Source organism: Thalassospira sp. CH_XMU1448-2 (assembly GCF_037027285.1).
GTDB classification, from domain to species: Bacteria; Pseudomonadota; Alphaproteobacteria; order Rhodospirillales; family Thalassospiraceae; genus Thalassospira; species Thalassospira profundimaris_C.
Genome location: NZ_JAYMEA010000005.1, coordinates 1 through 14,605, shown reverse-complemented (window position 1 = coordinate 14,605; position 14,605 = coordinate 1). Strand labels below are relative to the sequence as shown.

The 14,605-nt window shown below is 52.5% G+C and carries 12 protein-coding genes; 9 read left to right on the top strand and 3 right to left on the bottom strand.

Going from position 1 to position 14,605, the window contains the following annotated elements:
• Window positions 1-89 precede the first annotated feature (89 nt).
• The 8 genes from WA318_RS16640 to WA318_RS16605 all read left to right on the top strand — a co-directional run bounded on the left by WA318_RS16640 (window position 90) and on the right by WA318_RS16605 (window position 10,500).
• A complete protein-coding gene (locus tag WA318_RS16640) occupies window positions 90-1,622 on the top strand; it encodes a sugar ABC transporter ATP-binding protein (protein ID WP_336082927.1) in 1,533 nt (510 codons plus the stop codon).
• Window positions 1,619-2,674, top strand: a complete 1,056-nt coding sequence (locus WA318_RS16635) for an ABC transporter permease (protein WP_258548625.1) — start codon at window positions 1,619-1,621, stop codon at window positions 2,672-2,674. The genes WA318_RS16640 and WA318_RS16635 overlap by 4 nt, the downstream gene beginning before the upstream one ends.
• 20 nt (window positions 2,675-2,694) lie before the next feature.
• Window positions 2,695-3,657, top strand: coding sequence for a sugar-binding transcriptional regulator (locus WA318_RS16630; RefSeq protein WP_114097169.1), 963 nt, complete (start codon window positions 2,695-2,697; stop codon window positions 3,655-3,657).
• Window positions 3,657-4,652, top strand: a complete 996-nt coding sequence (locus WA318_RS16625) for an aldo/keto reductase (protein ID WP_114097170.1) — start codon at window positions 3,657-3,659, stop codon at window positions 4,650-4,652. Before WA318_RS16630 ends, WA318_RS16625 begins: the two co-directional genes overlap by 1 nt.
• 11 nt (window positions 4,653-4,663) lie before the next feature.
• Complete coding sequence (locus WA318_RS16620) at window positions 4,664-6,358, top strand: glycerol-3-phosphate dehydrogenase/oxidase (RefSeq protein ID WP_336082922.1); 1,695 nt, start codon at window positions 4,664-4,666, stop codon at window positions 6,356-6,358.
• 35 nt (window positions 6,359-6,393) lie between these two features.
• Window positions 6,394-7,242 (top strand): class I fructose-bisphosphate aldolase, encoded by an 849-nt coding sequence (locus tag WA318_RS16615; protein ID WP_114097172.1) that lies wholly within the window; start codon window positions 6,394-6,396, stop codon window positions 7,240-7,242.
• Window positions 7,243-7,246: 4 nt separating this feature from the next.
• A complete protein-coding gene (locus WA318_RS16610) occupies window positions 7,247-8,767 on the top strand; it encodes an FGGY-family carbohydrate kinase (RefSeq protein WP_336082919.1) in 1,521 nt (506 codons plus the stop codon).
• A gap of 128 nt (window positions 8,768-8,895) precedes the next feature.
• Window positions 8,896-10,500 (top strand): GMC family oxidoreductase, encoded by a 1,605-nt coding sequence (locus WA318_RS16605; RefSeq protein ID WP_336082917.1) that lies wholly within the window; start codon window positions 8,896-8,898, stop codon window positions 10,498-10,500.
• Between the two features lie 183 nt (window positions 10,501-10,683).
• Here the strand turns inward: WA318_RS16605 and ubiV are convergent, their stop codons facing one another.
• The 3 genes from ubiV to ubiT are packed head-to-tail and all read right to left on the bottom strand — an operon-like array spanning window position 10,684 to window position 13,309.
• The gene (ubiV, locus tag WA318_RS16600) at window positions 10,684-11,580 is read right to left on the bottom strand and encodes a ubiquinone anaerobic biosynthesis protein UbiV (protein ID WP_336082915.1); all 897 of its coding nucleotides are present in this window, start codon (window positions 11,578-11,580) and stop codon (window positions 10,684-10,686) included.
• A 17-nt stretch (window positions 11,581-11,597) separates the two neighbouring features.
• Entirely contained in the window at window positions 11,598-12,575 is a 978-nt protein-coding gene (ubiU, locus tag WA318_RS16595) for a ubiquinone anaerobic biosynthesis protein UbiU (RefSeq protein WP_336082913.1), read from the bottom strand.
• 23 nt (window positions 12,576-12,598) lie between these two features.
• On the bottom strand, window positions 12,599-13,309 hold the full coding sequence (ubiT, locus tag WA318_RS16590; RefSeq protein ID WP_443082645.1) for a ubiquinone anaerobic biosynthesis accessory factor UbiT: 711 nt from the start codon (window positions 13,307-13,309) through the stop codon (window positions 12,599-12,601).
• 52 nt (window positions 13,310-13,361) lie between these two features.
• On the opposite strand from ubiT, the gene WA318_RS16585 reads away from it, so the two are divergent.
• Window positions 13,362-14,276, top strand: coding sequence for a DUF542 domain-containing protein (locus tag WA318_RS16585; protein ID WP_336082909.1), 915 nt, complete (start codon window positions 13,362-13,364; stop codon window positions 14,274-14,276).
• Window positions 14,277-14,605 lie beyond the last annotated feature (329 nt).

Sequence of the window (14,605 nt, the reverse complement as noted above, 5' to 3'; positions counted from 1 at the left end):
CGACCAGAAGACCCTTCCTTTCGGTCCTCCCACTTTGATTGGTCGAAAGGAAGGGCTGCCCTTCTTTTCATCGCAAGGCATCCGGTTTTATGCAGCCCATTCTAGAAGTTCACGACATTCATAAATCCTTCGGCCCGGTGCAGGCCCTGCGCGGTGTTCAACTGTCGCTGATGCCCGGCGAGGTCCATGCCCTTATGGGGGAAAATGGTGCGGGAAAATCCACGCTGATGAATATTCTCAGCGGTGTATTCCCGCCTGACCAGGGACGTATCCATTTCAAGGGACGTGACATAGTTCTTTCCGACCCGGCAAAAGCGCAGGCACATGGCATCGGTCTGGTACATCAGGAAATAGCCCTGTGCCCGGACATTTCCGTTGCAGAAAATATCCTGATGGCAGCGACCAACGCGCGTACCTCATTTTTGATGAATGATCGTGAATTGCGCGAACGTGCCAAAAAAGTTCTGGCCGATCTGATGCCGATACCCGTTGATGAAAAAGTCGGAAATCTGCCAATCGCCAGCCAACAAATTGTCGAGATTGCCAAGGCCCTGACCCTTGACTGTGATGTGCTGATTTTCGATGAGCCAACTGCGGCACTGACAGATAGTGAGGCCGAAGCCCTGTTTCGGATCATTGCTGATCTGAAGGCGCGCAATATCGGCATCATCTATATCAGTCATCGCATGGCAGAAATCTTTGCGATTTCTGACCGGATCACGGTGTTCCGGGACGGGACTTTCATTGACACCCTGATGACGGAAGATACCAGCCCTGATGAAGTGGCAACCAAAATGGTTGGCCGCGAAATCCTTCATCAGTTTCCGGCAAAGAACCCTGATCTGAAAAGTGGGATGTCATCGGTCATGTCTGTGCGTGAACTAAGTGATGACGGTTTCCTGAAAGATATCAGCTTTGATTTGCGCGAGGGCGAGGTTCTTGGTCTCGGCGGTTTGATAGGTGCCGGACGCAGTGAACTTGCACATGCGATTTGCGGACTAAGCCGCAAAACCGCTGGATCCGTGGCAATGCGCGGCAAACCTCTGAATATCGAAAGTTATGCCGAAAGTATTCGGAACGGGCTTGTGTATCTGTCTGAAGATCGTAAGGGGTCAGGCGTGTTCCTTGACCTGTCGATTGCTGCAAACATCACGGCCCTTGATCTTCGGCATGTCAGCTCAAAGGGATTTGTGCTCCAGCGCGAAGAGGAAAAACGGGCTGAGGAACTCGGCCGTCTGCTTTCGTTGCGCTGTGCTCATGTCAGTCAGCCGGTATCTGCGCTCAGCGGTGGAAACCAGCAAAAGGTGGCAATCGCCAAGATGCTTTCGGTGCACCCCGATATCATCATTTTTGATGAACCGACCCGCGGTGTTGATGTTGGTGCCAAGAGCGAGATTTACACCATCTTGCGTAATCTGGCGTCCAAGGGGGTCGGGGTTCTTGTTATCTCATCCGAGATGCCTGAGCTGATTGGTCTTTGCGATCGCATTATTGTTCTTCACGAAGGCAGAGTTGCCGGTGAAGTCGAAGATGAAAATATGACCGAAGAAAAAATCATGAAACTGGCTTCGGGGCTTTCCCGCCAGAACGCGGTCGTGAAGGAACGGGAGTTGGTGTCATGACATCGGTCAAGGCCTTGAAACCAGAAACCAAAACGAAAAACGAAACACAGAATGCGGAGGCAACCCAGTTGAACAAGGGTGTGCAAAACCGAATGTTGGGAATTTTCAAAGCGCGTGAAGCGGGGCTTGTTGCCATCATCCTGATTATTTGCATCGCGATGAGCTTTGCCTCGCCCTATTTTCTGACCTGGCAGAATTTCCGGGCCATGTTGCTGTCTTTCTCGATTGAGGGGATTGTCGTGGTCGGGATGACAATTCTTTTGATTGTTGGCGGAATTGATCTTTCTGTCGGTTCGGTCGTGTGTCTGGCCATGGTGATTGGTGGCAAGCTTTTCCTGATGGGGATGGATCCCTGGTCGGCAAGTTTGATTGCAATTCTGGCATGCGGCTTTATCGGCTTCCTTATGGGGCAATGTGTAACCCGCATAGGACTTCACTTCTTTATCGTGTCACTGGCCTTCATGGTCATCGCACGTGGCCTTTCATTGCTGATCACAAAGGGGACGCCGCAATCGCTGTTTACCCTGCCGCCAAGTTTCAAATTTATCGGACAGGGTGATATTGCCGGAATGCCGTTTGTGATCATCCTGTTCTTTGCGCTGGTTGTCTTTTTCGACCTTTTGCTGCGCCATTCAACCATCTTCCGCAAAGTCTATTACACCGGCAGCAACGAAAAGGCGGCGCTGTTTTCAGGGATCAAGACCAAGCGTATCAAGATTTTATGCGCGACCCTCTGCGGACTTTTGTCCGGTGTGGCCGGCGTTGTCTATATGGCGCGTTTCGGTGCCGCGACGCCGCAGTTCGGTATTGGCATGGAGCTTAGCGTGATTGCGGCCGCGGTAATTGGCGGCGCCAGCCTGAATGGTGGATCGGGAACCATCTTTGGTGCGGTTCTTGGTGCGGCTCTTCTGTCACTGGTGACAAGTTCCCTGATCCTGCTTGATGTGCCGGTTTACTGGCAGGACATCATTCGCGGTCTGATTCTTCTGGTCGCGGTTTCGGCAGACCATCTGCTCAATCGCCGCAAACGCAGCGCATCGGCCAAATCGTAATCGCGTCAGGAACAAAAAGAATGACCAACAGTACAGAATTCGAGCGACTGCGACGCCTGCACAAGGTTCTGGTGATGTTCTACGAACAGAACATTTCCCAAGCCAAAATTGCGGAACTGACAGGTTTGTCACACACCACAGTTAACCGGCTGGTGAAGGAAGGCCAGGAGCGCGGACTGGTCGAGATTACCGTCAAGTCACCCTTTGGCAATATGACGGATCTTGGGGCCCTGATCGCGGAAGCGGGACGGATTGAAAACGCGATTGTGGTGCCGGAAGTCTCGACCGACCCCAAGATCACGATCAAGTCTACGGCGGATGCGGCCGCAGCCGCTTTGTTTGAAAAACTTGAAGATGGCATGACCATCGCAATCTCAGGCGGGGTTGGTGTCAGTGCGATTGTCGAGGCAATGAAACCAAAACGTACATATGACGTGACGGTTGTGCCGGGAACCGGCGGGGTTCAGGGAAAATATTACACGGATGTCAATCAGGTTTCGATGGCAATGGCCGAAAAGCTTGGGGGGCGTGCGCTTCAGCTTCATGCACCAATTATCGCGGGTTCACGAGAAGCACGTGACACTTTGCTGGATGTCCGTTCGATCCGTGACGTTTTTGATATTGCCCGCAAGGCCGATATTGCCGTGATGGGTATCGGGTCAGTGCGCGAGAGCACATCAACCTACCTGTCTCTTGATGACGATATCGACCGTGACGAAGTCCTCGCTGCCGGGGCAAGTGGTGAATTGCTGGCGCATCTGATCAGCAAGGATGGCGCCCCGTGCGACTATTCGGGCAATGACCGTGTGGTTGCCCTTACCCTTGATGAATTGCGTCAGATCCCGCACCGCTTTGCCATTGCCAGTGGTCAACACAAGGCAGAGCCGATTGCAGCAATTTTGCGCGGTGATTTCCTGACAACCTTGGCGATCGATGAACAAACCGCCTATGCGGTCAGCGACATACTAAAAGGAGATGCCTGATGGCACAGCTTATTCGTGAAATTGGAAAATCCGGTGTATCGGCATCTGCAATTGGGCTTGGAACCTGGGCGATGGGGGGCTGGATGTGGGGTGGACATGATGATGCCAACTCCATCAAAGCCATTCAGGCGTCAATTGATGCAGGTATCTCGCTGATTGATACTGCACCGGCCTATGGTCTTGGTCGTGCCGAGGAACTTGTTGGTCAGGCCATCGAGGGACGCAGAGACCAGGTGGTGATCGCGACCAAGTGCGGCATGGTCTGGGATACGGACAAGGGCAACTATTTCGTCGATGAACATGACAAGAAAATCCACCGTTATCTGGGGGCAGAGTCTGTCCGTGCCGAACTTGAAAGCAGCCTCAAACGTCTGCGCACAGACTATATCGATCTTTACATCACCCATTGGCAGGACCCAACAACACCAATTGCCGAAACAATGGGGGCCCTTCTTGATCTGAAACGTGAAGGCAAGATCCGCTCAATCGGGATCAGTAATGTGAATGCTGGCGAGATGAAACAGTATCTGGCCGCCGGGCAACTTGATTGCATCCAGGAATGCTACAACATGCTCGAACGTCAGCTTGAAGAAGAACTCGTGCCGCTCTGTCTTGAGAACAATGTGGCCGTGCTGAGTTATTCTTCGATGGCGCTTGGTTTGCTATCGGGCAAGATCGGGCCGGACCGCGTGTTTGAAGGCGATGATCTTCGCCGGGACAACCCGAAATTCTCGGTCGAAAATCGCAAGCTGGTTGCCGATTTCATGAAGGTTCTGCTTCCGATTGCTGATGCGCATAATGTCGAGCCGGGACAAATTGTGATCGCATGGACGATTGCGCAAAAGGGTATCACCTTCTCGCTATGCGGCGCGCGAAATGCGCAGCAGGCCTTGGAAAATGCCCGCGCCGGTGAAATCGTGCTGTCTTCTGATGAACTTGCAATCATTGACCAGGCAATTGCGGCCCATCTTGGCCCAGTCGCACGTGCGGCCTGATTGACAATAAGATGACACAGAATTCTCAGGATAAAACAATCCCGAAACGGGCCACCGTTGTTGTGGTCGGGGGCGGGATCAACGGGATCAGTGTGTTCCGTGATCTGGCCTTGCAGGGGATCGATGTTGTGTTGCTGGAACAGAGAGATTTCTGTTCCGGTGCAAGTGCGGCACTTTCGCGCATGGTTCATGGTGGATTGCGCTATCTGGAAAATGGCGAGTTCCGGCTTGTCCGGCAATCCCTGCAAGAACGCGACCTTCTGTTACGCAATGCACCGCACTACGTATTTCCGTTGCCGACGCTGGTGCCGATTTTTGATGTCTTTAACGGGTCAATGGCATCTCTGAAACGTTTCATTGGTCTTGGAAGCGGGCCGTCGCGGAGATCCGCGATGATGATCAAGATAGGCTTGATGCTTTATGACTGGTTGTCGCGCAAAAGCCGCACCATGCCAGCCCATCAATTCGTCTCGCGCAAGAAACTTCGTGCGATGACCCCTGATCTTTCGCCGGACGCCAAGTTCGGGGCGATCTATTATGATGCTTGGGTCAAGTATCCGGAACGTCTTGGTGTCGAGATGATCCTTGATACGCAAGAAGCCTGTCCGAACGCCAGTGCGCATTCCTATATCGCGGTCGAAAAAGTCGAAGGTCAAAATATCCACTGGCGCGACCGCCTGACCGGCGAGACCGGTACGATTGCCCCCGATCTGGTTGTTAATGCAACCGGTGCCTGGGTTGATTTCACTAATCTGGCCTTATCTGGCGGACAGGAAAACGACACGCCACGCTTTGTCCGCGGGACCAAGGGATCGCATCTGATGATCCGTAACAAGCAGCTGGCCGCTGCTTTGGATGATCAGATGGTTTACTACGAGAATGCTGACGGACGGATCTGCATTGCCTTTAATTATCTTGGTGTCTCACTGGTCGGTTCGACAGATATCCTGATTGATGATCCCGAACTCGCGCGCTGCGAACAAAGCGAAAAGGACTATATGCTTGACGCGTTGCGTTTTGTTTTTCCTGAAATCGAGATCAGTCAGGACGATATCGTTCATGTCTTTACCGGTGTGCGGCCATTGCCCGTCAGTGATGCGGATGCTACCGGCCGGATCAGTCGTGATCATTCGCACCGCGAACAGGAACCTAATGACAAACGTGATTTCCCGGTCATCAGTCTGATTGGCGGGAAGTGGACAACATTTCGCGTATTCGGCGAAGAAATTGCCGATGTGGTTTTGAAGCGTCTGGGACGCAAACGCCAATGCAGCACAAGCCATCTGCGTATCGGAGGCGGTCGTGATTTTCCGAATTCCGAGAGCGATCTGGATGACTGGGTCGGGGCTGAACTGATTGATCTGACAATTGATCGCCCGACCCTTGAACGCCTTGCCGAACGTTATGGCAGCCGGGCTATAGAGATCGCGCGTTTTTGCCAGTCGGGTCCGGATGCTCAACTTGTCGCAGCATCAGCATATTCCCGTCGCGAGATCGAATTTCTGATCCGTAATGAAAAAGTGCGCAGCCTTTCCGACATCTTGTTACGCCGCACAGGCATCGGTTTGGAAGGTGGGATCACACAGCCTTTGATTGATGAAATCGGAACGCTGATGTCTGGCGTGCTGGGTTGGACCGCATCCGAACTTGAACATCACAAACAGTTGCTGGGTGAAGAGCTCGGCAAAAAACACAGCATTGTCTGAAGAATGAACCGGGCAATCCGGTCAGAGGAGGAAACATGTTCGTATCGAAAAAAGTGCGCTTGAACCGTTTGATGAAAAACGGCCGTTGTCTTGATGTCGCCATTGACCATGGTGTTTGTAATGAACCCAGCTTCATGCTCGGTCTCGAAGATGTGCAGTCGGTGGTTAACACACTGGTTGATGCGCGGCCCGATGCCATTCAGATGAATTACGGGCAATCCGACCTGTTGCAGACATTGCCGGGGGAAAACCGCCCGGCACTGGTGATGCGTGTTGATATGGGTAATCCATATAACAAGGAACGCCATCGTTCGATGTGGGCGGTGATGCAGAACGAAAGTGATCCGATCCTGCCGGCATTGCGGATGGACGCGGCCTGTGTCGTGGTCAATCTGTTCATGCTTCCGGACGAACCAGACCTGTTCCGTCAGTGTGTGCAGAATATTTCGAAGCTTGGCAATGATTGTGAAAAATATGGAATGCCATTGATGATCGAACCGCTTGTCATGCAGCCGAACAGCGCACGCGGCGGATATCTTGTCGATGGAGATACAGAAAAAGTCACGACCCTGGTACGTCTGGCCCGTGAAATGGGTGCCGATATCATCAAGGCGGACCCGACGGACGATCCTGAGGACTTCCACCATGTTGTTCAGGCCGCGCGTTGTCCGGTTCTGGTCCGCGGTGGTGGCAAGGCCGATCTGCGAACTGTGTTTGACAATTCTGCGGCCCTGATGGCGCAAGGGGCTCACGGCATGGTTTATGGTCGCAACATCTATCAACATGATAATCCCAAGGCGGTCGTCGCGGCCCTGATGGCGATGATTCACGACGGAGCCGACGGGGCCAAGGCGTGGGATATCTATTCCGGGTTCGAAGGTTAAGCTGATGGCGCGCTATTTTCTTGGAATTGATGCGGGCAATACGGTGGTCAAAACCGTGCTGTTTGATGCCGCTGGCAGAGAAGTTGCCCATGCCTCCCGCGAGGCTGTGTCACATTGTCCTGCCCCGGGGTTTGTGGAACGTGACATCGACCAGTTACGTAATGACCTTTTGGAAGTGGTGGCGGAAGTCATCAGGAAATCCGGTGTCAATACATCCGATATTGCCGCAATCGGCAGCGCCGGGCACGGCAATGGATTGTATCTTCTGGGGGCGGAAGGCAAAGCGCTTTTAGGGGTTCAGTCCCTTGATACACGCGCAAACGGGCTTGTTGATGATCTGACCCGTGATGGTGTTGGGGATATAAGTTATCCGATTTCCGGGCAGCGTCCCTGGGTCTCGCAGACACCGACCTTGCTTGCCTGGGTCAAGCGCGAACGCCCGGATATTTATGGGGACACCCGCGCAGTTTTGTTGTGCAAGGACGTGGTGACACATGCGCTGACCGGGGTACTGGTCAGTGATATTTCCGACATGGGCGGATGCGGAATGTTGCGTATGCCCGAGAATATATACGACGATGATTTACTTGATGCCTTTGGCATTCTTGATGCGCGGGACAAACTGCCGCGTCTTGCGCATCCAAGCGAGATTGTTGGTCATGTCACGGCGGAGGTGGCGGCTAAAACCGGCCTTTGTGTCGGAACCCCGGTTGTTGCAGGCTTCTTTGACGTGATTGCAAGTGCACTGGGATCGGGTGTTGCTCGTCCGGGACAGGCATCAATGATTGTCGGCACATGGAGCATTAACCAGATCATCCTCGAGAATATCGATTTCCAGAGTGAGAACGAAATTTTCATGTCATCTGGTTATGCGGATGGTCGCTTCATGTCGATTGAGAGTTCGGCGACGTCTGCGGTTAATCTGGAATGGCTGGTTCGGGAATATCTTGAGCATGATGCCGAAGTCGTAAATGGCAAATCACCATTTGACCTTGCCAATGAGCTGGTTGCCCAAAGCAAATTTGGTCTGGATGGCCCCTATTACCATCCGTATCTGTATGGTGCACCATGCAACGGTACAGCCCGTGCAGGATTCTTTGGTGTCGGTGGATGGCATGGGCGAGGCGATATGTTGCGTGCCATTTACGAAGGTGTGACCTTTGCGCATCTTCAACATATGCACAAGTTACGGGCGACCGGTGCTCATTTTGACAAGATCATTCTGTCGGGTGGCGGAGCGCGCAGTACAATCTGGCCTCAAATTATTGCCGATATTCTTGAGCTGCCCCTCAGTGTTGCGAAATGTCAGGAGACAGGTGCGCTCGGCGCGGCAATGGCTGCTGCTGTTGGTGTTGGTATGTATCATGACTACGATCAGGCAGCAGACAGCATGGTCAGGATGGACCGTCATTACAGCCCCGCCCTAGAAGCAAGCGAGATCTATCGCAAACGCTTTGCAATGTGGCGTGATCTGGAAGCGGCGATGCTGCCATTCTGGTCACGGTTTGCTGCGGCAAACGCCTGATTTCAGATATTCAGCCCCCTGTTGCGACAGTGTGTGACAGGGGGTCTTTCACCTGAAAATTCGACAAAAGACTGTTCTGACTTATGAACAGGGGCGTCGTCATGCCTGTCCCTTTGCGGAGACAACAGATGTCTTTCGATAATTCTTCTTTTGATTTCATCATTATCGGTGCCGGATCCGCGGGATGTGTATTGGCCAACCGGCTCAGTGCAGATCCGAATAACCGCGTTCTGCTGATCGAGGCAGGGGGGAAAGACAATTATCCCTGGATACATATTCCGGTGGGTTATCTGTTTTGTATTGGAAACCCCCGAACAGACTGGCTCTATGAAACTGCGGCGGAAAAAGGACTGGGGGGACGGTCGATTGCCTATCCGCGTGGCAAGGTTCTTGGTGGATGTTCGTCCATCAACGGCATGATCTATATGCGAGGCCAAGCCGCAGATTATGATCGCTGGGTTGTTGAGGGAGCAACAGGTTGGGGCTGGGACGATGTACTGCCCTATTTCATCAAATCGGAGAATTATCACAGTCCGTCAAACGCTCATGGCAGTGACGGGGAGTTGCGGGTTGAAAAACAACGCCTGCGTTGGGACGTGCTTGATGCTGTGCGTGATGGTGCCGAGGAACTCGGCATTCCAAAAACGGACGACTTCAACGGAGGCAGTAACGAAGGATCGGGATATTTCGATGTGACCCAGAAACGCGGCGTGCGCTGGAGTGCTGCCCGTGCTTTTCTGAAACCGGTGATGCATCGCCCGAACCTTTCAGTTTTGACCAAGGCAACTGTTGTCAGGCTTGAATTTGATGGCACCGTTGTGCGTGGTGTGCAGTATGAACGTGGTGGCAAAACCGAGTTTGCATCTGCAAATTGTGAAGTAATCCTGAGCGCGGGTGCTATCGGAACGCCGCACATTCTGAAGGTCTCGGGCATTGGGCCGACACAAGAGCTGCGCAATCATGGAATTGAGGTCAAACACGACTTGCCCGGCGTTGGCGAGAACCTTCAGGATCACCTGCAAATACGCACAGCATTTCGGATAACGGGTGCAAAGACACTTAATGAAATGCAGTCCACCCTTGTTGGCAAAGCCAAAATCGCATTGGACTACGCGCTACGCCGTCGTGGTCCGATGGCAATGGCACCCAGTCAGCTTGGTATTTTTACGCGATCCGACGGGCGCTATGAAACGCCCAATATCGAATACCATGTGCAGCCCTTATCGCTCGATAAGTTCGGTGCGCCTTTGCATGACTTCCCGGCCATCACGGTTTCGGTATGCAATCTGCGGCCAACCAGTAAGGGACGCGTGACACTGACCTCTTCTGATCCGCATGCGGCTCCCCACATTGCCCCGAACTATCTTGGTACCGATCTGGATCGGGAAGTCTCGGTGCAATCAATCCGTCACGCCAGAGCCCTGATGGCAACAAAGAGTATGGCGCAATATTGCCCGGTCGAGTTTGCACCAGGTGCCGAAGTTACTTCTGACGAGGCCTTGGCAGATGCAGCAGGCAAGGTCGCAACCACGATCTTTCACCCGGTCGGCACGGCAAAGATCGGCCCCAAAGATGATCCGATGGCGGTCGTTGATGATCAGCTTCGTGTGCGCGGGGTGGAAAATTTACGGGTTGTTGATGCCTCCGTTATGCCTTCAATCGTCTCGGGCAACACACATGCGCCCGTTGTCATGATTGCCGAGAAAGCAAGTCAACTAATCATCGGGGGATAGCGGGATGTGCAACGTGTCAGATTATTCTTGGGGTTGACCATCGTCAAGGTCAGCTTCTTTGATTGCGATATAGTGGCCCGACAACAATGCATTGAATTGCTGACTCCCCGAAATTGCAATGTATTGTAGGGCTGCGCTTTCCGTCGCAGCCCTTCTTTTTTGATTTTTGTCGGGGTGGTGTGGTTATTCGGCGCGTTGCCCCAATGTGCTGCGCAATTCTGCACCCGGTAAACCGTGCAAGAAACCGTCAGAGAATGCCATCTGCAGAGGCATCTCCTGAAGGTTCCGGCGTAGCTCGCCAGCATCAATTTTACGATCGAGCAACTGACGATAGAGTTGTGCAACTTCCATCATGTCCAGGCTATGTGGTGACAGGCGGAATGCACTGACACCGGCATCCTGCAACTCTCCGATATTGTCAGAGAGTTCTACATAGTGGTTGGATAATGTCTGCAAGCCATTAACTGCGAGAAATGGCGTATCGTCGAGTGTTGCGACTTCCATGCCATCAAGCTGTTCACCGCAAACATATCTGCAACCGTCCTTGTGCAGGCCTTGCGCGCGCGCAGAATAACAACGCGCGGAAATAGCCAAAGGCATTCGACCAAACACCTGAACTTCAATTTCTGCAGATTTGCGCGTTTCGCACAGTTGCGAGATTGACGATAAAGGCAACTCCCAGGGAAGCGAAATACGCTTTGCCGCCCGGCTCTCGAAATATGAAAACGTGCTTTCGTTATAGATATTGATATAGGGACCGATGACATGCGGACGATCTGCAAGCAAGCCAGCTGCTGAAATATCATTGGCCTCAATAAGCAGATCCGGCATCTGGGTGATTTCGTTTATCAGTGCGTTTTCGCGACTGTTCATCACCAGCGCAAGTGTTGAGAAAACAACCTCCTTGCCAGCCCGCTGGAGGCGTTCAATAACATCTGGCAGATGCTTGTCAAAAAATGGCATGCGTTTGGCGCAGACAACTTCTCCGACATGGACTGTGTCAATGTCTGTCTCATCGGCAATCTGTGCATAAAAATCACGTTTCCGGTTTTCGTCCCAGTGAAAGAGAACGGGACCCATAATAAGTCGTGACTTTGTCATTGCCAGCCTCTCCGGTATGCGCCTGTAGTATCGCTTTGTCCTTCGCTAAGGGTATTCAGACTTGTTTGCTCGACCAGCTTGCCTTGGGCAATCCGGTCAAGAGATGCTCGAAAGGCACTGACAACCTGGGAAATATAGGCCTTCCCGCGTTGGCGCCCCTCAATCTTCAGGGCGGTGACACCCGCCTTTGCCAGTTCAGGCAGCATTCCGGTGACATCCAGACTGGTTGGTTCCTCAAACAGATATCCCGATTTGTCCATGGCGCGAAAACGGCCTTTGCAAAGGGTCGGATAGCCGACCTTCTCGTCCTGATCGTAAATATTGATTGTAAAGTCACCCAGTCGGGAAACCGTCATATCGTCGCGTTCCTCATAGCGGACATGGGCGGCGGGTGAACATACGCCATTCATATTCGGGCTTTCGCCGGTCGCATATGACGATAGTGAACAACGACCTTCCGCCATCACACACATGCCACCAAAGGCAAAGACTTCTGTCTCAACCGGGATGCGGCTGTTGAGATATGCGATTTCCTCAAGTGAAAGAACGCGTGGCAAAACGACACGGCGAACAGCAAACTCCCGATGGTAGAATTTGATCGCCTCTTCATTTGAAGCCGATGCCTGAACTGAAAGGTGAAGTCTGGCATCCGGATGGCGGTCCCGCGCATACCGCAACAGGCCAATATCTGCGAGAATGATGGCGTCAACACCAATTGCCACAGCATCATCGATTGCAGCATGCCATATGTGTTCGATACCGGCCTGCGGATAGGTGTTGCAGGCAAGGTAAACATGCACATCATGTTTGTGGGCGTGTTCGACAGCGTTGCGAAGTTCGTCGCGCGAAAAATTCAGGCCCGGAAAGTTGCGGGCATTCGTCGCATCGCGGAAACCGCAATAAACAACATCTGCACCGGCATCGACGGCGGCATGAAGACTGGCAGGTGTCCCTGCCGGACAAACGAGTTCCATATCGTTCCTCTGACTGGCTTAGGCTATTTGTGATCGGGAAGGGCAAAGTCGTCTTTGGCGGACACCGCCGGGGAATATTGCGTTCGGCGACTGCTGCGCTGCACGGATTTTTCGAGCCGGGCAAGTGCCTCTGCTTGCTGACTGGCACGCTTCTCCAATCCGCCAAGGCGTTTCTCGATTGACGATGTCAGTGTCGCGGCCGTGCGATTCATATCGTGTTGCAGTTGCTTATAAAGTGTTTCAGCAAGGCCAAGCATGAGGCGCGCAACCGGGTTGGCAATGCCAAAGCTGTTACTGACTGCAGAACGAAGATCAATTTCCTCACCATCAAGGGCATTGCGCAGGGCCACGACCAGATCGGTACGCCCTTCAATGCGCAGGGTGCGCGAAAAGAACAGGGCGTCGCCATCAGATTTGCCCTGAAGGAGTTCCAGTAACGCAGGCAGGGGCCCGAAAATCCGGGCGGCAACCGGTTCTGGCGTCTGGTTTGTGACGGGGCGAAGTTCAGGGTGCTCCGGATCAATTTTCAGATAGAACTTCAAATCAAGATCTGTGGGAGCAATGAGCAAGGCGAAACTTTCGCGTTCCGCCACCCGTTCGAACACCGCTTTGTGTTGCCGGTGCATTGTTGCCATCGCATGGCGGCAGATTTGCTCAGTCAGAGCTTTGGGAGCATTCCGTATTAACGGACTGGCCAGCAGAAAAGGGGTGAAAGACGGATAACTTCCTGACACGTGATGCTCCGGTACTTTTGTTGGCCGAAGTATCGCGCGGGCTCTCGGGTTTGTGGTTGATGTCTGTCAAATCCTCGTCAGGTTTGGATTTTTACAACTTTCAACAATGGTTCATGGCATTGGTTGGCAGGGAAAGATTCTCAAAGAGAAAGTTTGGAATTTTTGCCGTAACTGGAATTTGACCATCGTCAACGTGACATCGTGTGCCGGTATTACACTCCTGATGGTTGATTGGCAGCCAAGTGGGAAGGAAAACCGTATGCAGCCGGATTTACGTAATGCTGGAACACCCGTTACACCAGATGATCTTCTCAATCAGACGATAGGTGCATTGGTTGCCTGTTTTCCGGGGGCAACATTGGTCTTTCGCCATCACCATATCGGGTTTTGCTGTCATGCCGGGCAGACATTAGCCGAACTGGCCAACAAGAAAGATATCAATGCCCATCTTGTTGCAGAAGAACTTTGCAAGCTTCCCAAAGGGCCGATAAATCTGCCTGACCTGCATGATACGGATGCCTTCATCAATTTCATTCTGGATCGATATCATCAGGTACACCGGGACGAACTTCCTGAATTGATTGTGCTGGCCCGCAAGGTTGAAGCTGTCCACGGTGATCATCCGGAAGCCCCGGTTGGGCTGGCAGACGAATTATGTGCGATTGCCGAAAATCTTGATCTGCATATGAAGAAGGAAGAAGCTGTTCTTTTCCCGGCAATGCGTGAGATGCGTAAAAATGGTGCGATATCTGCCGCATTGGCTTTGCCGATCCACTGTATGCGAGAAGAGCATGATGATCATGCCGAGGCCGTTCATCGACTTCATAAGCTGACAAATAATTGTCAGCTCCCCCAAGGCGTATGCGGTTCCTGGCGTGCATTATATAGTGGCACGGGTAAACTCATCGAGGATCTGGTTGCGCATATGTATCTGGAGAACGCGATACTGTTTCCGCAGTTTGAGTGAAGATCTCATATCCAGATGACAGATCGAGCGGCCCGATTTGATTTTGGCTGTGGACCAAAGCTCTCGCGTTGCCGAATCTTTTCCGGTCTGTTTTTATCGTCGTTCGAGATTTTAGCTAACGGGTGACGCGTCTCTGATCGGGAAAATACGCAAATACGGATATAAAGCGCGTTCAAATGACGCCCGGTGGGTGAAAGAATTGCCGAAAAATGACCGGAATGAATGCTTTTCCGATTTTCTGTCATTTTTCTGCAAAAAGGTATTTACAGGTCTGTATTGGGGCCCTATAACCCGCCTCCACCGACGGGGTGCGGCGCTCTTGGAATGAG